Origin of the sequence: Blastopirellula marina DSM 3645, assembly GCF_000153105.1 — a bacterium.
In the GTDB taxonomy this organism is placed as follows: domain Bacteria; phylum Planctomycetota; class Planctomycetia; order Pirellulales; family Pirellulaceae; genus Blastopirellula; species Blastopirellula marina.
In genome coordinates this window covers 167,725-186,738 of the sequence record NZ_CH672376.1, presented here as the reverse complement: position 1 = coordinate 186,738, position 19,014 = coordinate 167,725, and the positions used below count along the sequence as shown (strand labels likewise).

The window sequence follows — 19,014 nt, the reverse complement described above, 5'->3', positions numbered from 1 at the left end:
TCCTAGTCTTCGCTTCGTCGATTTGTCACCGCCCAAAAGGATCGGCGAACAGCGCCTGACCAACCATGCCTGACGCTCGTTCGCTGAATGCTTGGAATTCTCTCGCGGGTAACCGAAATCGCCCGTTTCGGGGATAGAGCACCGGCGATTTGTGGCTTAAATGGAATGTTTCTCCATTGCCGATCTCGCCTTAGGATCTCTCCACTTGTCGCGCCAAGTCATCGAATTTCGCGAGATGCAACCCGCGTCAACGCGTGTCGCCCGATTGATCGTCAGCCTGCACGTTTTGGATCGCCCAAGCAATCGACGCTTTGCGTTGCTCCGCAAACTGCTTCGTTGGCGACAGACGCTGCGAGCAAAACCGAAGCCGACCATCTCTCAACTCGATATCGTCTTCTATCGTCATAACCGCCAAGCGTCGGCGGCGGAGCAAGCCAGCTGCGAGTAGTCTCCCGGGATGCTCCAGGTCGCATCCGACGATCTGGCAGGGAGGATTTCGAGCTGATCATGCAGCTTCAGGGGAAACTTCCGCTGAGCGATTCGATAACGTTCGAACGAAATCGCCACTTTCAGCAGCTCTCGCTTCGCTTTGATCGCCAGCTGCATGGGACCAGGCTTGCCGACTCGCCCGGTCGATCGACGAGGAGCGACCAGTATGGTGGAGACTAGCTGATTGGCCGAGCAGCACAGCGGAGTGAGCCTGCGGGATTTGATCGGCCTGGCGGCTGCAATCCCCTGCTTTGCCGCGGAGGTCCCGACAGCACTGGCCAGCATCACAAGACTGGCGAGAAAGATCGTCGGCTTCCGCATCTTCGGCTCCTTTACGATCGGGCGCAAAACGGCGGCATTGCTGCGTCCCGTCGTTAAAGAGCTATTCGCAGAACCGCTGCGATGATTTGAGAAAATCGGCGCAGCGTGCAAGCGGCAAGAAACAAAAAAACGCCGGCTGGTGATTCCGGCGTTTTTGTCCGATCGGGGCAGCTCGTCACAGCGCGATGGCCGTGGGAGCCGCCCCTAAATTGTGATTTAGTTTCCGAAGGGGTTATCCATCGCCCCACCGTCTCCACCGCCGAACGGGTTGCTCCCGCCGCCAAACGGATTGGAGCCGCCGCCAAAGGGATCGCTGCCTCCCGAGTTGTCGGCGTCGTCTTTTGCGTCTCCACCGCCAAAGGGATCGCTGCCGCCGAACGGGTTATCACCGCCGCCAAACGGATCGTTGCTGGCCGGCTTGGTCTCTTCCATCGGCGTCTCCGGCTTCTTGTCGTCGGTTTCTTCTGGTTGGGCGGCTTCTTCTTCGTCGGTTTTGAGCGGGATATGAACCATCGGGAAATCCTTGCCTTGCTCTTGCAAGACATACAGGACGCCCGACTTGGTGCCGAGAATAATCCGGTCCGATTCATAGTTCGAGTAGAAATAGTCGAAGTCGCGAACGCTCAACTGCGCCTCGACTGCGCCAGAGATTTGCTCCAACTTCAACAGCCGATGCCGATCGTCCAAGACGTAAACGTGTTCAGCGCTGGCGGCCAAAAATTGACGAACGCCTGGGACGTACCACCTTTCTTCGCCGGTGTAGGCGTCGACCGCATGCATGCCGCCGCGCTGCAAAATTATATAGGCGGTGTCGCCGATGGCGGGGACCGAATCGACGATCGGTTCGCCGAACGAGCGGCGCCATTCGATGCGGCCGTCCCGTTGATAAATGCCGTAAGCATATCCGCTGGTCGTCGCGAAGAAGTTCAGGCTCGGCGCCAGATGAGTTGTGGGAGCAATCACTTCGCCGGTCGCTTCGATGCGGTAGCGAAACTTGTCATCAAACGAATTTCCAGCGTAGACAAATCCCCGATTGGTCGGCCAGGTGACGGTCGCTTCGGTAATCGTCGGATTGGCGAAAATTTGGCCAAACGACTGGAATCGACCCACCGGCTTGGTGCTATCGGTCAGGTCATAGATCTCGATTACGCCGTTCATCAGCGGTGCGTAGATATGTCCCTCGCCGATCACGGCGCCGGCGGAAGGCGCGCTGCTGAGATTCCGTTTCCAAACGAGTTCGCCGTTCTCACGATGCAAGACGTACAGCGTGAGCCCATTGATGGTCGCGACATATTTGCCGTCGGCCGACGCTTTTTGCGACGGATGAAACGGCTGGCCAGGCAATTGCGTCCAGAGCTTTCGTCCGGTTTGACCATCCAGCGCATTCAGCGTTCCAGAGGTGCTTTGTGCAAGCAGTAAGACCTTGGGAACCTGATGCTCGGTGACCTTCGGCTCTTCCTTCGTTTGATCCAACCGCGCGACAAACTGTTCGGCCTTCGCTTTGGCGCCCTCGGCGCCTAGCGGTTTGCCAAAGGGGTTCAAATCGCGCGACGAGAACATCGTCGAGCGGCCGAGGTAGCTGACCTCGTAAACGGTCTGCATGTCGTCCGCTGTGATCGTATGCGACAACGAGCTGAGCTTGGCGCCGGTGACGCCGATCGGAAGCTGAGTCGACCACTTCTTTTCAAGCCCTAATCGCTGCAAGCTGACATCGTCCAGAATCGTGCGTCCATATTGGGCCAGCACCGCGGACGATATCGACAGCGAAAGAAGGAGTACGGCAAAACAGCGCGAAAAACGGAGCGTCATCGAAATCCTCAGAACGAGTCGAAAACGTCGGCCAATGAGTGGGGAAAAGCAATCTCTATCATAGTCAACGTTCCCGAGCCGAGCGCGGATAAAGTAAGAAATCTAGGAGAGTTAAGACACATGCATGCAGGCAAGTTTTCGCCTCGTTCCTTTGGGCGGGGAGAGTGCGGAACGTCGCTAAGTAGTTAAACAGAGGTTACTTACGACTTCTTTTCCCTCGCCCGGGTGCGTCTGTCGCCTAGACCATCCGCCTGGGTCTTCCTAGGATGAAGGGTTTGCGGCCGTTTAGGCCGTAACTGGCGCCAAGTCGGGTGCGCCGCAAAGCTTGTCCATGCATCACTTTGAATTGCACGCCGGTCCAGGCCAGAACGGAACCTCATGCCCTCGTTGAGCCAATTCTCGACTCAAATCGAAAGAACGCTGGGCTATCTAAACTTTTCCGCCGGCGCCTATGACCCGAAATTCGCCTCGGCGGTGAATGAACTCTATGCCGCCGTTGCACCGGGAGAGCCGCGGTCTCGCCCGACCTGGGCTCGCTTGGGAGATGCGCTCCGGGAAGAGCTAACGCGCCTGTCAGGTAGTTCGGCGGCGTTCGCCGATACCGATCAAGCGGCTGGGGTATTGAACTGCCTGTTTGACCATGTACTTCCTGGCTATCTCGAATTTCATCGCGATCTCCTCTTTCACCAAGTCGACGAAGCGATCTTTCTCCCTTACTTTGTCGTTCGCGCCGCCGAGGCGACCCTCCAGCAAGGGGGTCCCTGGGATGAAGTAGAGCGAGTTCGCGCCGGCGCGATCGGCCTGCTTAATGATTATATCGGTCACCGACCGATCGCCGCGCTGCAGTCGCGGCGGATGCGACCTTACGACCACGAGTACTGCCGTCCGGTCCCGATCTTTCTGGCCGGCTCAGGCGTCTCGATTGGTCGTTACTACCGCGTCACGACAAAAGCGCTCGAACTGATCCAAGCGACCAGCCCCGATATCCTGCATGACGCTTGCTTTGAACCAGACATGCTGGAAGAGTTGGCGTTTGATCCCCGCGCGTACGATTTTGATCACCCGGTCAACAAACGTCCCAACTATCAATTTGGTCAGTGGGACCCCGATCATATCGATACTTCCGGTCGCTATCGCCGGTTCGTGGTTCAGCAAGTGACGCTCGATGCGCTGATGCGTCGCGTCGAAGAGGGGCAGGAAGCGACGCTCGAAGAATTGGAAGTCGAAGCGGCCGCCGTCTTGGCCGGCGTCATCTTGATGGGCGCCGGCATCTCGGGCCGCGGACCAGACACCTACACTTCGGACATCTCGCTAGCAACGCTGTTGCCGCAGATCGCGAGTTACCGCGATCGCTTTTACGCGGAACTGGTCCATAAGATCGAAGGAGAACATGGCAAGCGGTTGCAACAAGAAGCGATCATCCGCCGACAGCCGTTTGGCGCCGCTCGCCAACATTTGAACGGCGTCCTCAGTCAGCGCCGCGCTCGCCAATTGGCGCACGTCCATCTGGCTCAGCTGTTTGCGCGAATGGGCTATCCGGAAGAAGCCGGCCACCAGGTCGATGTCGTGCCGACCGCGTCGGCTCGCATGAGTTGCCGGATCGTCTGCTTTGTGACGTTGTCAAATCAGGCGGTCGATCATCGCGAGCTCGGCTCGGCCGTCGAGTATGTCGACAAGATCATCGACCGACTGCAGCGGGGGATCGCCTGCGGCGCTTTGGTCGATCCTTGGAATATCCTGGGATTCGAGGCGCAGTTCAGTCTTTTTCCGTCGATGGAAAATAGCGTCCGCGATCATCGCGTCGACGATCTGTTGCAGATGACGGAGATCATCATGAATCTGATGTCTCGCATCTGGAGCGAAGCGGCCGCGATCAATGACGCCGACGCCGCGACACAAATTGAGAAGCGCTTCTCCTCCTTCTCGGAGTGGTGGGGCAAGTTCGCCGCGCACGAAGTTTCCAGCGTCGAAGCGATCAACGCCGCAGAAGCGTTCGACGCCGCTCAGCATGTTGCGTCGGCGCTGCGACTTTGGCATCAAGGAGGCGCAGCGACCGGCGATGTCGGCTTTTGGGCGCCGCACGCTGCGATGTTCGACTCGCCGAAAGCGTACGCGCTGGTGATCGAAGCGCTGCTGGAACGCAACGACTTTGTCGCGGCGTTGTCGCTGCTGATTCATTGGCTTGAACGAGCCGATCACGTTCCGTTGCAACTGGGGGAAGCGTCGTTCTTTCCGATGGCCCGCGAATGGATGCGGCGGATGCGGCGAACCGAGACGTCGCCCGAGAAACGCTGGATGCTCGCGTGCCGCATGTTCGACTTTATGGAAGCGAACGCCGGCGAATACTGGAATCCGCCCACTTGGCTCTCTGGCGGCAAGTCCAACGGCGGCGGCGACGATCTCGCGGCGCTGTTCGCCGAACCTCCCGGCGACGAAGACGATCTGTACGGCGCGGCCTACGAAGAGGTCACCTACATTGATAGCACCGACGACGGCGTCGAAGGGGACGTGCAAGGGTCCGATTCTTCGGCCGAAGAAAGCAAGGAAGAACTGCACGCCGAATCGCGGCGCGTCAATCTACGGCTCTTGTTCTTGGAGTGCATTGCGCGACTGTGGCGCATGACGGCGATGGAAGCGGCGATGCAGCCGCCCGATTCGCAAGCCGCCGAGCGTCTGATCGAAATGCGCGAGCGAGCGGTCTCTAACCTGGGCGGATTGCTGCAGTTGTTGGCGTCGGTGCATCGTTATCAACTGCCGCGTCCGGGCGGCGATCATCAGTCGATGATCGATTTTGACCGCCAGCGAGCGATCAAAGAATTTGTGCTGGAGCGCACGATCATCACCGCCGCCGCGGCCGCATCATCGGCGCGCTTGCTCGAAGCGGCCGCCGTCCGCTCTAACAACGAGACGTCGCAAACCGCGCTGACGTTCCAGCAGCAACTTCCGCCAGAATTAGCCGACGAACATCGCCAAGGGGTGCTCGTGCTGACCTCGCTGCTGGCCGATCGCGGCGGCGAAGCAAGCGATCTTTGGCAAGAGTTTATCGAAGCCGTCACGTCGAAACCGCTGCTGTACATCCCGATCGGCAAAGGGGGCGCGCCGGGTCAAATCGTTGCGGCCCGCGTTCGCCAAGGCGCGATTCGCGAGTTGCTCGCCTGGCTGCCGCGGCTCGGCATGTTCGAGCGCACGCGGCAACTGCTGGAAACGGCCCGCGCGATGGAGCGCGACAACCCCGTCGGTCCCAGCGCCGTCACCGAGTTCGATTCGCTCTTTGAAACCGCCTACACGTCGCTGGTCAGCGCACTTTCCGATTCGTCGAAACAATGGAAAGCAGGCTCCAAAAGCAAAAAGAAAACTCGCACCGTCGAGACCGAGCTCGTCGAATGTCTCGAACAGATCACGCAGCACATGCTGATCGTCTGGCTGCACCACAGTCGCACATTGCGGCTGTCGGCGGTCGAAAAGTTCCAGGACGAGCCGCGGTGGACGCAGATCAAGACGTTCATCGAAAGCTACGGCGGCGACTTGTTTACGCAATACTTCTTCAACCGCGGCAACATCCGCTCGATCTTGCATCAGGGGGTTCACGTCTGGATCGATCGCATTCGAAGCGAAATGGTCGAGGAAGATTGGCCCGCGTTTGTGACGGCGATCCAGGACGAACGCGACCAGCGCCGCGCGGTCGAGTGCATCACGATGACGCTCGAAGCGGTCCTCGAAAACTATCCGGAGTACCGCGACTACAACAGCACGACCACGCAAAGCGATCGGGGCGAACTCCTGTACATGTTCCTCGATTTCCTCCGTCTGCAAACGATGTACGAGCGGATCGAGTGGAATCTGAAGCCGGTCGTGCTGGCGCATGAAATCCTGGTGCGCCGCGGCCATGCCGAAGCGGCCCAGCTATGGCGTCGCGCGCTGGCCGAACGGATCGGCGACGAAGCGAACAAGTTTGTCGCTCAGCTCGGCGAATTGCAGCAAAAATACTCGATGCGGATGCCGACCATCGCCGACCGCATTCACCAACGCTTCTTACAGCCGCTGGCGGTCGATCGCGTTTGCTCGCTGGTCGAACAAGCGATGGAAGAAGCCGGCGGCCAAACGCATACCGCGTTCGAGCTGCTCCGCAAAGAAGCGGATGTTCTGGTCGAAGAGCCGAGCGGCGTCGGTCTCGACGTGCCGGGTTGGTTGGTGGCGCTGGAAGCGGAAGTGATGAAGATCGAGCGACGGCGGCACTTTGGCGGCGACGACGAAGAGCAAGAAGCGTTGTTCGTACCGCAAAAGGTGCTCGGTATCGAGCAACTGCATGACGAGATCGATCCTTGGCAAACGTCGCTTACCCCATCGGAAGCGGATGACGAAGAGTACGAAGACGACGACGAAGCGTGACAAGAAAAGAGCGAAGCCGAACGACATGACGTTCGGCTTCGTCTGATTTATTTCGTAGGTCGGCCCGGCTTCCCTGCCTAGCCGTCAATCCAATTACTCGGCGTCGACAACGGCAACTTCGACGACGACTTCCGCAACTTCGGCCGGCGAATCGTTGAATCCGTCGCCGTTGGTGTCGAGCACAAAACCTTCGCGCGACTCCGTACGATTCTCGCTACGACGATCGCTCTCTTTCCGATCCTCGTCACGTTTTCCTCGTTCACGATCACGACGCTCGCCGTCTCGCGGACCAGCCTGCGGTCGTTCTCGTTCTCCGTCACGCGGGCCGCGAGCGATCGGACCACGGGGGCCAGCCGGACCACGCATTCCCTCGAAACCGCGACCAGAAAAGCCTCCCAATCCGCCGCGCATCATCGGTCCACGCGGGCCGGCGGCATCAGGACGACGAGCCGATTCTTCTTTCTTGGCTTCGTCTTTCTTCCCTTCCGGTTTGTCCGCTTTCATCGCGTTTTCTAGGCGAGCCACCTTTTGTTTCAGTTGGGCGTTCTCGGCCATCAAACGATGAATCGCGACGCTGGGATTGGCGACGCCTGGCATGCCTGGCTTCGCGGCGCCGTGATGTCCCGGAGCATGTTCCGGTTTCTTCACTTCCGGATGGCCGCCGCGGATCGCGTTCGCCAAACGTTCGACCTTTTGTTCCAGCGCTTGGATCTGCATCTGCTGACGCATCATCGCGGCTCGCGGGTCAGCCATTCCAGGCGAACGATCGGCATGCGCTGATTTGCCATGTCCGGGACCAAAACCTGCATGACCGTGTCCACCATGCATCGGACCGAAGCCATGCTGCATCGCCATGCCGCGCATCGCGTGACCGCCAAAGCCGGGGTGACCGGAACGAGTGCCGCCAAACGCCGATCCATGGAATCCATGTCCGCCGAAGTTGGAACGATGTCCGCCCCATGCGTGATGCATGCCCGGTTTGCCGTGCCGATCATGCATGCCGTGCTGGCCATGACCGCGATGTTCGCCCTTTGCTTCGCCCTCTTTTCCTTTTTCTCCCTTGTCCTTGTCACCATGCTCGCCCGGTTTGTTTGAAGCACGACGTTCGGCTTTCTCCTTGTCTCCCTTTTCCTTCTGGTCTTTGTCCCCCTTTTCTTTGTCGCCGCGGGCAGGCGGTTTGAAGTCGACTTGATACGACTCGGCCGCGAGTTCTTGTTCGGTCAGCGGGGCGATAGGGGCCTCCTCGGCGAGGGCGAAAGTCGACATGCCAAGAGCGCCGACCAGACATGCGCCAGCTGTCAAAGCATGACGCGACAGGGGGGCAATACGCAGGAACCAATCCATAATTCACTCTTCTCCAGTGATGAGTCTCGAACCGCGCAACCAGGTTCAAAAACGATAGTCGCGGCTGCGGCTGAATCGCGGCGACAAGCGATAGTCGCTGTGCTGCGTTGTTGACCGTAGAAATCCGCCTTGTGTTAGATCTAACCAATCGGTGGGACGAAAGTTTCGCCCGAGGAGTTTCGTATTGGTCGAAATTTCCCTGTTGAACCGCTAGCTAACGAGCATTCCCCACCTTTGATTGGCGCATGAAAAAGCCGAATGCGATACGCATTCGGCTTCGATGATTCCAACAAGCTCTCTTTGAGAAAACTATTCCGCATCCAATCGCGGCGCCGGAGCAGCGTCGCCCTCACGTGGTCCTTCGGGACGCGGACGACCACCATCTCGCGGCGGACCTTCCGGACGTGGACGATCACCGTCGCGCATTCCTTCGGGACGCGGACGACCACCATCTCGCGGCGGACCTTCCGGACGTGGGCGATCACCGTCGCGCATTCCTTCGGGACGCGGACGACCACCATCTCGCGGCGGACCTTCCGGACGTGGACGATCACCGTCGCGCATTCCTTCGGGACGCGGACGACCACCATCTCGCGGCGGTCCTTCGGGACGTGGGCGATCACCGTCACGCATGCCGTCGGGACGCGGACGGTTTCCATCACGGCGAGGAGGTCTTTGCAATTCGTCCAAACGACGTTGAATGCGATCCATATGGGCGCGAAGCATCTGCATTTCTTCTCGCAGCAGATCAATCATTTCATCCCGCGGAGGACCAACCTCCCCTTCACGGCGCGGCGGCGGTCCGAAGTCCCCCTCGCGACGCGGCGGTCCTTCACGACGCGGCGGTGGTCCGAACATACCTTCGCGGGGATGTTCCAAGTTACCTTCGCGACCATTTGCGGCCTCGTCTTCGGCCAGCAAACGGGGAGAAACCAGCATCGCTGACGCAACCCACAAGCCGACAGGCACGACTACCAACGCCAGGCCAACCGGCAACAATCGACCCGATTCGCGCCCGAGCGGTATGCCCAGAGCGTGTCGAACTCGCTTCAGCAAAGTCATCGTGCGATCTCCTAAGAACGGGGCAGCAAACGCAACGGCCGACTGATTCATCTGCCGTCGTGCGACAAGTTCCAATGATTGGGCGTATTGCACCCGGCGGCCGGTGGCGAGAATCGCTAGTTCGTCACAGCAGAACTCGCGTTCGACGCGAATCTGATGCGAAATAAACCAGACGGCCGGATGATAAAAAAACAACGTTTCTACGACGCGCTGCGCGGCGTTGATCCATAAATCTCCGCGGCGAACATGCGCCAACTCATGCGCGATGACCGCTTCAAGCACTTCCGGAGATAGTTCGGTCAGCCAAGCGACCGGGAGCAAGACCATCGGCTGCAGCACTCCCAAGGTCAGCGCTTCGCCGATCTGCGAACTAACGCCGATCGGCGGCGTGGCGAGAAATCCAAGACGACGACTGATCTGATCGGCGATCCTTTGAATCGAACGCTCAAGCCGCGTTCCTTTGCTCCGCAACCAAACTGTCGCCGCATAAGCGATCAGCAACCGTCCGCCAAGCAACACGACGCCAAGCAACCAGATCAGCAGCAGCGCCGGCTGAAAGCGTTGAATCAAAGCGACGCCCACCGATGCGTCCGAGAAGACGACTGTTGAGTCGTCGGCTGCGGCCAAGGTCAGCAGGCCTGTTTCATCGATGACTCTAGCGCTCTCTAGGTCGGCGGCGACTTGACTCTCGGCCACCTGCGGCGATCGCTGTGGAGTCAAACAAGCCGTCACGATCGGACAAGCGAGCATTACGCCCAGCGCGATGACGCCTGCGTTGTAGCGAGTTTCTGGTCGGGTCGAATAGCGCATCACCGCGCCCCAAAACAACCAGATCAGAGCGCCCTGCCAAACGAAATGGACGAGCGTCATCGTCAACTGAAAAAGGATTGGATTGGAGAGCGGCTCCCAAATCATCAATCATCTCCCGGCGGCTGGTCGGTTTCTTCATACTGCTCAAGCGTGCGTCGAATCGCGTCCAATTCGGCGCCGGAAGGCTTGGACTCTTCCAGCAAATGGGCGACCAGACTACTGGCCGAACCGCCGAAGGCTCGTCCGAGCACGTCGTGCAAAATCCCTCCCAACGTTTTATCACGAGGACGCTTCGCCTCGTAGATAAATGCGCGTCCTTCCGGCTTACGCTGCAGCAACCCTTTGTCGGCCATGACGTTCATCAAGCTCATCACTGACGTATAGGCGCGCGGCCGAACTTGATTCAGTTCATTCATCACGTCCCGGACAGTCGACGGACCACGATCCCAAAGCACCTTCAGGACCTCCAATTCTCCAGCAGTCGGCGTCGCTTGTTTTGGTCTCGGCATGTTGAGATTGCCCTCGTTTCAATTGGCTCGCATTATTCTACTGGCAAACCCGTAGGTGGCAACGGAGAAAACCGTAGAAAATTCAATACTGGGATCTAACCCGCCCTTTAGGGTTGAGTTTCGTACAAACTAGTAGCGCTTGCGATCCCTATTACACTAAGTTGCAGCTTTTCGGCACAACCCAAGGAAGTAGAATGCGGACGATTTCCCTGTTTATCGCTTTAAGTCTTTTGTGGATAACTGCTTGCACGCCAGCTTCCGCGGATATCATCCACGTCGGTTCCTGGAATATCGAATGGCTCGGCAAGCCGGAAATGCGCAAAAGCCCCCCGCAAAAACCAGCAGACTTGGCCGCTGAAATCGACGCTTCCGGCGTTGATGTACTAGCGCTGCAAGAGATTTGCGACGATCTTCCCGAGCATGATCGCCTAGGTAACAAGACGCTGGACGAGGTTTGCCGCCTTTTGAATCAACGAGCCGGCAACCAATGGAAATACGAACTCTTTCCGAAGCGGGACATCTATGCCGAGGACCAGTTGACGGGCGTCGCCTGGAACGAAGCCCGCGTTCAGCGCGTGGGCGGCGCGATGCGCATCACCCCGGTCGACTTGCTGGGTGACAACTACATCACGTGGGATCGGCAACCTTATGCGGCGAAGTTCTCAGCCGGTGAAGGAAAAACGGACTTCGTAGTCATTCCGGTTCATATGAAATCGAACTATGGCGACTCGTCCGGCGAAATGCGCAAACATCGCGCCGCCGAAGCCAGCGCGTTGATCGCCGAGCTTCCGGCCGTGAAGAAAATGTTTGGCGATGAAGACATCATCATCCTGGGCGACACCAACGCGTTGTCGGCCGATGAAGAAGGCATCCAAAAATTTGTCAAAGCCGGTTTTCGCGATCTGAACTCGGCCGATCGCTCGACGCATACGAAAGACGCGCCCTTTGATCGAGCGTTGGTTCCGCAAAACCAGCCGGAGTTCGCCAACGCGCGCGAAGTGATTCACTCGGGCCGAGATAGTCGCGACTATCGCAACAAGCTCTCGGATCACTATCTGATTTCGTTTCAGATTCTCATCGGCAAAGATGATGATCAAGGAGGCGCACCGCCGGCCGCTTCCACCGCGCCGCAAACGCCAAGACCAAGTCCGCAACAACCGACCGATGTGCAGATCTTGGCGGTGCTGCCTGACCCGTTCGCCCAGGACGACGGCAAAGAAGCGGTGGTGATCGCCAATTCTTCGACGCGCCCCTTGAAACTCGACGGCTGGAAACTAACCGATGACGACGGCGGCGAGATCAAGCTTTCCGGCGAGATCCCTCCCTGCTCGGTCATCACGATCCACCATCCCCAAGAAGCCTGGCTGAGCAACAGCGGCGACGAGCTGCGATTGATCGACGCCCAGGGAACGGTAATCGACGAAGTCACCTACGGTCGCGAGGATGTGAAGCCCGGCAAGTTTGTCACCAACTTGAAACGCCGATAGGGTCCGCTGCGTGTACGCTGGGCGAACCAGCGAAAACGTTTGGATGTGGCGAGAATTTTTAGCAGGGCCGATAGTCCGCATAGCGGAACCTACGCGAAGCTTCCGTCGCGATAGCTTTCGGTGACGACGGGGCAATCGGGGAGCGATTTCAAAAAGACTTTGCCGTAGTGTTTTGTTTTGACGCGGGGATCGAGGATCACCACGATGCCGGTATCGTCTTGCGTGCGGATCAAACGGCCGAAACCTTGGCGTAATTTGATTACCGCTTCGGGCAATTGGTACTCGCTAAACGGCTGGCCCCCTTGCTCCTTGATGCGTTCCAGCCGCGCTTGCAGCAGCGGTTGATCGGGGACGCTGAACGGCAATTTGGTGATGATTACGTTTTGCAGCGCATCGCCAGGCACGTCGACTCCTTGCCAAAAGCTGTCGGTTCCAAACAGAACCGCTTTGTCGGCCTGCTTGAATTTCTCCAGCATCACGTTGCGCGGCATGCCGTCAGACTGGCTAAAGAGCTCGATCTGTTGCTGGGTAAACCAGCGCGTCAAAGCCGACGCCGCCGAGCGCATCATCTCGTAGCTGGTGAACAGCACGAACGCGCGCCCTTGGGTCCGCCCGACGTAACGACGGATCATGTCGACCACCGCGCGATCGTAGTTCCTGCGATCGCTCGGATCGGGCATCTCGCTCACCAGGATCAACTTTGCCTGCTCGGCATAGTCAAACGGGCTGCCGAGCGCCAGCGTTTCGCAGCGGGTCAAACCAACGCGTGATTTGAAAAAATCAAACGAAGCCGTCCCGCCAACCGCCAGCGTGGCGCTGGTCAAGATGACGCTGTCGACCGACTGGAACAACTCGCTGCGCAATACTGGTCCCACGTCGACCGGCGCCGCCGACAGCTTGACGCGCCGATACGGTCCGCGCTGTTGCGAACTCTCGACCCAGTAGACGGCGTCTTCGATCGTTTGCGTGCGCCAGCTTTCGATACCGTCGGCCAACAGATAGATCCGATCGCTCATCGAGGTCAGATCTTGCCGCTGACTATCGTCGTTCATATCTTCGCCGGCGTTTTTGACCTGCGCGGCCAACTTGGCCAACGCCGGCGTCAAGACGTTCGGCACGAGCTCGGCCTGGCGAACGCGGCCGCTCGACTGCGGATTTTCAGCGAGCCAAGCGTCGATCTCGGTAAAGAATTGCTGCGCCCGGTATTGGCAATGAACCACCTGCTGCATCGCTTCGGTCAAACCGTGATGGATGAGGAGTCCTTTGTTGGTCCGCTCGTTGAACAGCTTGTTCAACGTGTAGTCGATCTGCGTCGACGTGACGGATAGCCCCAAGTGATCGCCGGCGACCGCTTCGATCGTATGGGCCTCGTCAAAGATGACCGCGTCATACTTGGGCAACAGATTCACGCCGCTGCGGCGCAGCGCCAGGTCGCTAAAAAAGAGCGCATGATTGACGACAATGATTTGTGCGTTCTGCACGCGACGACGCGCCCGATAGTAAAAGCAACTATCGTAGGTCGGACAATTGCGCCCCAGACAATTGCCGCTATCGCTATGAACTTCGTCCCAGACCGAACCGAGCGGGCGAAAGTCGAGATCGCTGAGAGAACCGTCGCCTGAATCTTTGGCCCAACCTTTGATGTGATCGAGCTGGCTTTCTTCTTCGTCTTTGGCGAACAACGTCTTGGCGCGAGACAGCGCCGCGCCGAGTCTCCGTTTGCTGAGGTAGTTGCCGCGTCCCTTGGCCAAGACGGCGGTAAACTCCAGCGGGATCACGCTATTGAGCAGCGGCAAGTCTTTTTGAATCAGTTGCTCTTGCAGGCTGATCGTATGGGTCGAGACGACGATCCGCCGCGGACGATCTTCGTCGTCGTCGGCTCGTTCTTCAGCGACCGCCAAGATTGCGGGGACCAAATAGGCGAAGCTTTTGCCAACTCCGGTGCCGGCCTCGACCATCAAGTGCCGCTTGTTCTCGATCGCAGCAGCGACGGCCGAAGCCATATCCAACTGTTGCTGGCGATGTTCGTAGCGGGGTAAACGCCGAGCGATACGGCCGTCTGGCCCTAAGATGTCGTCTACCGAGAAGCTGCCCATCCGTGCCTGCTATTCATGTTTCAGTTGCGCCGCGTTTGACGTTCTATCTTAACAGTGGTTCACGTTTGGCGAAATTAGCGGAAAACGAATAGACGATCGCCTGCGCGTTAAATAGACTAAAAGCCAAGCTCAAGCCCCCCCTCTGCAGGCCGAGAACGGCGAACGAGGCATTCGACAGTTCTTTCTCGATGTAGTCCGGGTCAGCTGAATGCCAGTTTCATTCTCTTGCGCCAGTTGTTCCGCCAACTTTCGAGTCCCTGAGACGATGGCGGGCAAAAAAGTCCGTTGCCCCAAGTGCCAGTCCATCCAGCAAGTTCCCGCCGCAGAGCCCGAACCTGAAAGCGAATACGGCGTCAAAGCCGAGGACGACGATTTTTGGAGCCAGACGGCGGGTGCTGCGTCCAACCCGTTTGAGTCGCCAGCGGCGACTCCTTCGCATACGCGGCAAGGCTATTCGGAACGTGAGGCGCGCAGTTTCGTCGCCATCCCCGGAACGGTGCTATACATCCTGGCGTTGGTTGCGTTTACGCTGTCGGTCGTGATGCTGGGAATCGAACTCTTGAAGTGGCTCGCCGCACCAAACGACATCTCGGCTGCGCGGCGAGCCGGGAGAATCGCGGGCCCGCTTGTTCTCATGAGTCTGACGTATGCAACGAGCCAGGGCGCAAATCACCTCCGAAACTTGCGTGAGCCTGGCTACGTCTGGTTCGCGTTGATTATGTCGATGTCGCCTTGCGGGACGTTCCTATTTTGTCCGGTCGCGATTCCTTTCGCGATTTGGGGAATCGTCCTGATGTGCGACCGAAGAATCGCGGCGTATTTTCGCGGTTAACTTTCTCGCGCGACGATTTCTGGCGGATTATGGTAGAAGTCGGGCCGATCGCGTTTTAGACTTGGCTAACCCTCCTCTGATAATCATCTAGGGCGTATTAACACGATGCCGATTGAATTCCTTTGCACCGCCTGCCCCAAGAAGCTGCGTGTGCCTGATAACTCGGCCGGCAAGCAAGTGAAGTGCCCTAGTTGCGGTCAGCTGCAAGTGATTCCGGCCGCTACTGCTTCGAGTCAAGCGCCGCCGAGCGACGACATTGTCAGCAGCATGCGGTCCGACGGCCCCAATCCATTCGCCGACGATCTCGACAATCCGTTTCAATCGCCGGGTCCAGACGCTTCGGCGCCCTCTCCCTATGCGGCGAAACCGCGTGGCTCGAGCGGCATGACCCAAGAAACGGCCAAGGTATTGCTGACCATTCCGGCGGCGATCTTGTTGGTGATTCAGGCGATCAATTTTTGCTTCTCGGCGCTGATGATCTGCGGCATGCTCTACATCATGTTGAATCCGCCGCAGGGCGCGAAAGACGACCAGCAGATGTTGTTTTTGGGGATGGCCGTCGGCGGCGGCGTCGCCACGATCATGAGCATCGGCGCGATCGTGGGTCTGGGCAACGCGATCTTCCGCAAGTCGTACGCGTTCAGCTGGGTCGGCATGATTCTGGGGATGATGCCCTGCACTTTGATGTTTAGTTGCTTGACCATGTTAGTCGCGCTCATTGCGTTTCCGGTCGGCATTTGGGGAATCGTGATGCTTTGCCTGCCTGAGGGAAAAGCGCAATTTCGCTAACTAGCAGCGACGCTCTCCTGGCGCGCATTACACGCTAGCATCTTCTTCGGCGGCGGCTTACATTGGTCGAACAGCGGTTTTCTCACGCCGCGCTGTTCCCTTCACCAATTGCTGAAGATACATCGATGCCGACTGAATTCACTTGTCAGGTTTGCAAGCAGCAAATCCGCGTACCGGATGGGAACGAAGGCAAACGGACGAAGTGCCCTCACTGCTCGGCGATTCAGCCGATCCCGGGAGGACCGACCTCGGGCGGCAGCTCCTTCTCCGATTCGTCCAATCCTTACGGTGGTGAGCCGCCGCCCAACCCGTTCGCCGAAGGCGCCGCGCCCTCTCCAACCGGCGAAGCGAATCCGTACGCTTCTCCCTACTCCGCATCGTCGGCCGCTCCCCGACCGATCGCCAAAGAAGAGGCGAAAGGAAAAATCGCCGTCCCCGCGATTGTCTGCATGATCTCGTTCGGACTAAGCATCGCCCTGTTGGGTCTGGCGATCATCGGCACGTTTATCAATCTGGCCAACGGGATGCAGCCGCCAGAAGAAGCGGTGGTGAGCCTGATCACGTGCGGTTTCTATTTTCTGACCTGCGTGGTCGGCCTGTTCATGTTGTATAGCACGATGAACCTGCGCAGCTCGCTGCAAGCTTGGATCGGCTTTATTCTGGCGCTGACTCCGTGCACCAACTGCTGTTTTATCATCGGCATTCCGTTCGCGATCTGGGGGATGATCGTCTTGTCCGACGCCGAAGTTCAGCGACAATTTCAGAACTAAGCCGCGGCTGGTCGGCCAGCGCGCACGAAAAAACCCGGCTGGATTTCTCCAACCGGGTTTTTCGATCTTTCAGAAGCGAACGCTAAAGCTTAGCGAACGTTGCTGGCCAGACGACGACGAGCCGGGACAAACGTCATGTTGTCAGCCGGAACCGGAGCCGGAGGCATCGGAGCGGCCGAATCGTCAGCCGGGATCGGCGACATCGGAGCACTCATGCTACCGCCACAGCTGCTGCATCCGCCGCAGCTGGTGTCACAACCACAACCGGTGTCGCAACCGCAGCTGCTCTTGCACTTCGGCAAGCAGAACAGACGCTTGATCGCATCACGGATCGGGGTGCACGAGCAGCACTTCGGGGCGCAACCGCCGCACGAGGTGTCGCAACCGCAACCCGAATCGCAACCGGTGTCACAACCGCAAGCTTCCGGAGCACAGCAGGTCGCTTCGGGAGCACAGCAGGTCGCTTCGGGAGCACAGCAGGTCGCTTCAACTTCGCAACCGCAACCCGAATCGCAACCACCGCAGCAGCTCTTTTTCTTGTGGCAGAACAGACCGTCCAGAAGACCGCCCTTCTTGCAGCAAGAGGTCGAGCAACCGCCACAGCTGCTTTCGCAACCGCAAGACGGTTCCGGAGCACAGCAGGTCGCTTCCGGAGCACAGCAGGTCGCTTCAACTTCACAACCGCAGCTCGAACCACAGCTCGAACCACAGTGGCTCTTCTTGCAGCAGAACAGGTTGCTCAGAGCGTCACGCAACGGGGTGCAGCACTTTTTGGTGCAGCACGACGAAGGTGCACAGCAAGACGGTTCCGGAGCACAGCAAGTCGGCTCAGGGGCACAGCACGTGGCCGGCGCCGGAGCACAGCAGGTTGGTTTCGGAGCACAGCAGCGCGGGGCCGGAGTGCAACATTTGGGCGTTTGGCAGCACGAGGTCGAGCAGCCGCAGCCACCGCCAAGCATCTGATTCAACAGGCCGGCGGCATACGACTGGCTACACATCAGTGCGACCAGCATCGTTCCCACAACAAGATTCAGTTTCATCGAGCAACGTCTCCTAATGCGCTAGTACTGTCGGGCCCGCTTGCAATCCGTCACTTGGCCGGCGCTCGCGTGAACAGTCACGGTGTGCGACTCCCACGCCGCGAATGTTCGCTTACTTCATGCATTACGACAGGCGGGACCGTCGTAAAATGAAATAAGTGTGGGAGCGTCAGTCGGACCTTGTTCAGGAAGCTTGCAAAGCTCTTCAGTCCACACAAAAAATTGACCGCTAACTTCGGTCGAGTCTTCCCGTGACTCGAACTCTCCATGCCGAAAGCTAACGTGCCCTCACTTCTCCGCGAGAGGGACTTCTTCAGCGAACGAATTCCGATCGCCAGATCACGGTATCGGCCTCTCAATCGATGACGCTTTACCGATCGAAGGCAAATTCCGCAACTTGGTTTACCTATCCTGTAGCGCAAGATGTAACGCTCCCAGGGACCAGGCAAACCTTGCCGATTATCCGGCCAGCCCCGCGACGGCAAACCAAACGCAGGCCGCAAACTCTTCGCAGCCTCGCAGAAAGACTCCCACGGTTGGGGAAACCTTACGAACTAGAAGTGGAGGCGCCGGTTAGCTAAGATAAACCACAGAAATCTTCCTCAATTTGCTCATGTTCGTCTCGTGCCGGTCATTGGGAGTAGTACATGTCCGCTAGTTCGCTTTCTGGTTACGAGATCGTTCACCTCGCAGCCCTTCCCGGTGTTCCCTGCCCATGCGGAACCGCGCGACGCGGATTGGCGGAGGTCGCTGACTATCCCGGCACGATTCACCTGACCGAGATCTCCAGCGATGCGAAGCTCCACTACCACAAGCAGTTGACCGAGACCTACTACATCCTGGAATGTGACGCCGACGCTCAAATGCAGCTGGATGACGCCCGCATTGATCTAAAACCAGGGATGTTGGTGATGATTCGCCCCGGTACTCGGCATCGCGCGATTGGGAAGATGAAGATTCTGAACATCGTCTACCCGAAGTTTGACCCCAGCGACGAGTGGTTTGACGAGTAATTGCCAGGATCTCGATATTTTTTTCGATCGTCCCCAGATTTCCCCCTCCCCAGCGTTGTGTGAGAAAGCTCACGCAGGCGCCGCTTTCCCCCTCCGCTGATCCCGCTCCGTCAGCGCAAGTCGGTTGAATTCTCGGTCTTGCCGTTGGGCGCGTTCATGCGTCATCAGTTGCCTGACGTCTGCTGAGGGCGTATCCTAAACAGAGCGACCGCTACCGCTTGCCCAGCCCTCAAAGCAGTAATACGCAGGTATTC

Annotated in this window: 14 protein-coding genes; 9 read left to right on the top strand and 5 right to left on the bottom strand. The window is 58.4% G+C overall.

Translation table 11 applies throughout. The features are described 5' to 3' along the window. Positions 1–205 precede the first annotated feature (205 nt). Together DSM3645_RS30135 and DSM3645_RS02390 are read left to right on the top strand one after the other, a co-directional pair. A complete protein-coding gene (locus DSM3645_RS30135; RefSeq protein WP_131282137.1) occupies positions 206–448 on the top strand; it encodes a hypothetical protein in 243 nt (80 codons plus the stop codon). Positions 449–673: 225 nt separating this feature from the next. Further along, the gene (locus DSM3645_RS02390; protein WP_040351548.1) at positions 674–895 is read left to right on the top strand and encodes a hypothetical protein; all 222 of its coding nucleotides are present in this window, start codon (positions 674–676) and stop codon (positions 893–895) included. 131 nt (positions 896–1,026) lie between these two features. Here DSM3645_RS02390 and DSM3645_RS02385 read toward each other — a convergent pair whose 3' ends face one another. Continuing rightward, on the bottom strand, positions 1,027–2,619 hold the full coding sequence (locus DSM3645_RS02385; protein ID WP_002650407.1) for an outer membrane protein assembly factor BamB family protein: 1,593 nt from the start codon (positions 2,617–2,619) through the stop codon (positions 1,027–1,029). Between the two features lie 378 nt (positions 2,620–2,997). Here DSM3645_RS02385 and DSM3645_RS02380 point away from each other — a divergent pair, with 378 nt between their 5' ends. Next, positions 2,998–7,008 carry a hypothetical protein gene (locus DSM3645_RS02380; RefSeq protein WP_002650406.1) on the top strand — a complete coding sequence of 1,337 codons (4,011 nt, stop codon included), beginning with the start codon at positions 2,998–3,000 and terminating at the stop codon, positions 7,006–7,008. A 93-nt stretch (positions 7,009–7,101) separates the two neighbouring features. On the opposite strand, the gene DSM3645_RS02375 is transcribed toward DSM3645_RS02380, so the two are convergent. The 3 genes from DSM3645_RS02375 to DSM3645_RS02365 all read right to left on the bottom strand — a co-directional run bounded on the left by DSM3645_RS02375 (position 7,102) and on the right by DSM3645_RS02365 (position 10,733). Beyond that, the gene (locus DSM3645_RS02375) at positions 7,102–8,352 is read right to left on the bottom strand and encodes a hypothetical protein (protein WP_002650405.1); all 1,251 of its coding nucleotides are present in this window, start codon (positions 8,350–8,352) and stop codon (positions 7,102–7,104) included. 309 nt (positions 8,353–8,661) lie between these two features. After that, on the bottom strand, positions 8,662–10,329 hold the full coding sequence (locus tag DSM3645_RS02370; RefSeq protein ID WP_002650403.1) for a beta-lactam sensor/signal transducer: 1,668 nt from the start codon (positions 10,327–10,329) through the stop codon (positions 8,662–8,664). After that, a complete protein-coding gene (locus DSM3645_RS02365; RefSeq protein ID WP_002650402.1) occupies positions 10,329–10,733 on the bottom strand; it encodes a BlaI/MecI/CopY family transcriptional regulator in 405 nt (134 codons plus the stop codon). The genes DSM3645_RS02370 and DSM3645_RS02365 overlap by 1 nt, the downstream gene beginning before the upstream one ends. Before the next feature lie 194 nt (positions 10,734–10,927). Here DSM3645_RS02365 and DSM3645_RS02360 point away from each other — a divergent pair, with 194 nt between their 5' ends. Next, a complete protein-coding gene (locus tag DSM3645_RS02360) occupies positions 10,928–12,220 on the top strand; it encodes a lamin tail domain-containing protein (protein WP_002650401.1) in 1,293 nt (430 codons plus the stop codon). 89 nt (positions 12,221–12,309) lie between these two features. Here the strand turns inward: DSM3645_RS02360 and DSM3645_RS02355 are convergent, their stop codons facing one another. Further along, positions 12,310–14,316, bottom strand: coding sequence for an ATP-dependent DNA helicase (locus DSM3645_RS02355; protein ID WP_040351547.1), 2,007 nt, complete (start codon positions 14,314–14,316; stop codon positions 12,310–12,312). 265 nt (positions 14,317–14,581) lie between these two features. On the opposite strand from DSM3645_RS02355, the gene DSM3645_RS02350 reads away from it, so the two are divergent. The 5 genes from DSM3645_RS02350 to DSM3645_RS02330 all read left to right on the top strand — a co-directional run bounded on the left by DSM3645_RS02350 (position 14,582) and on the right by DSM3645_RS02330 (position 18,760). Then, entirely contained in the window at positions 14,582–15,148 is a 567-nt protein-coding gene (locus tag DSM3645_RS02350; protein ID WP_002650399.1) for a hypothetical protein, read from the top strand. 105 nt (positions 15,149–15,253) lie between these two features. Beyond that, on the top strand, positions 15,254–15,937 hold the full coding sequence (locus DSM3645_RS02345; protein ID WP_002650398.1) for a hypothetical protein: 684 nt from the start codon (positions 15,254–15,256) through the stop codon (positions 15,935–15,937). 125 nt (positions 15,938–16,062) lie between these two features. Further along, positions 16,063–16,707, top strand: a complete 645-nt coding sequence (locus tag DSM3645_RS02340) for a hypothetical protein (protein WP_002650397.1) — start codon at positions 16,063–16,065, stop codon at positions 16,705–16,707. A 213-nt stretch (positions 16,708–16,920) separates the two neighbouring features. Then, complete coding sequence (locus DSM3645_RS02335) at positions 16,921–17,670, top strand: hypothetical protein (RefSeq protein WP_131282132.1); 750 nt, start codon at positions 16,921–16,923, stop codon at positions 17,668–17,670. Positions 17,671–18,394: 724 nt separating this feature from the next. Then, on the top strand, positions 18,395–18,760 hold the full coding sequence (locus DSM3645_RS02330) for a cupin domain-containing protein (protein WP_040351546.1): 366 nt from the start codon (positions 18,395–18,397) through the stop codon (positions 18,758–18,760). Positions 18,761–19,014: the final 254 nt, after the last annotated feature.

What these genes read in the sequence shown, in the direction of transcription:
- DSM3645_RS02375 (WP_002650405.1), bottom strand. Translation starts at nt 8,352, where the DNA reads ATGGATTGGTTCCTGCGTATTGCCCCCCTGTCGCGTCATGCTTTGACA.
- DSM3645_RS02350 (WP_002650399.1), top strand. Translation starts at nt 14,582, where the DNA reads ATGGCGGGCAAAAAAGTCCGTTGCCCCAAGTGCCAGTCCATCCAGCAA.
- DSM3645_RS02370 (WP_002650403.1), bottom strand. Translation starts at nt 10,329, where the DNA reads ATGATTTGGGAGCCGCTCTCCAATCCAATCCTTTTTCAGTTGACGATG.
- DSM3645_RS02380 (WP_002650406.1), top strand. Translation starts at nt 2,998, where the DNA reads ATGCCCTCGTTGAGCCAATTCTCGACTCAAATCGAAAGAACGCTGGGC.
- DSM3645_RS02365 (WP_002650402.1), bottom strand. Translation starts at nt 10,733, where the DNA reads ATGCCGAGACCAAAACAAGCGACGCCGACTGCTGGAGAATTGGAGGTC.
- DSM3645_RS02335 (WP_131282132.1), top strand. Translation starts at nt 16,921, where the DNA reads ATGCTACCGCCACAGCTGCTGCATCCGCCGCAGCTGGTGTCACAACCA.
- DSM3645_RS02385 (WP_002650407.1), bottom strand. Translation starts at nt 2,619, where the DNA reads ATGACGCTCCGTTTTTCGCGCTGTTTTGCCGTACTCCTTCTTTCGCTG.
- DSM3645_RS02340 (WP_002650397.1), top strand. Translation starts at nt 16,063, where the DNA reads ATGCCGACTGAATTCACTTGTCAGGTTTGCAAGCAGCAAATCCGCGTA.
- DSM3645_RS02330 (WP_040351546.1), top strand. Translation starts at nt 18,395, where the DNA reads ATGTCCGCTAGTTCGCTTTCTGGTTACGAGATCGTTCACCTCGCAGCC.
- DSM3645_RS02360 (WP_002650401.1), top strand. Translation starts at nt 10,928, where the DNA reads ATGCGGACGATTTCCCTGTTTATCGCTTTAAGTCTTTTGTGGATAACT.
- DSM3645_RS02355 (WP_040351547.1), bottom strand. Translation starts at nt 14,316, where the DNA reads ATGGGCAGCTTCTCGGTAGACGACATCTTAGGGCCAGACGGCCGTATC.
- DSM3645_RS02345 (WP_002650398.1), top strand. Translation starts at nt 15,254, where the DNA reads ATGCCGATTGAATTCCTTTGCACCGCCTGCCCCAAGAAGCTGCGTGTG.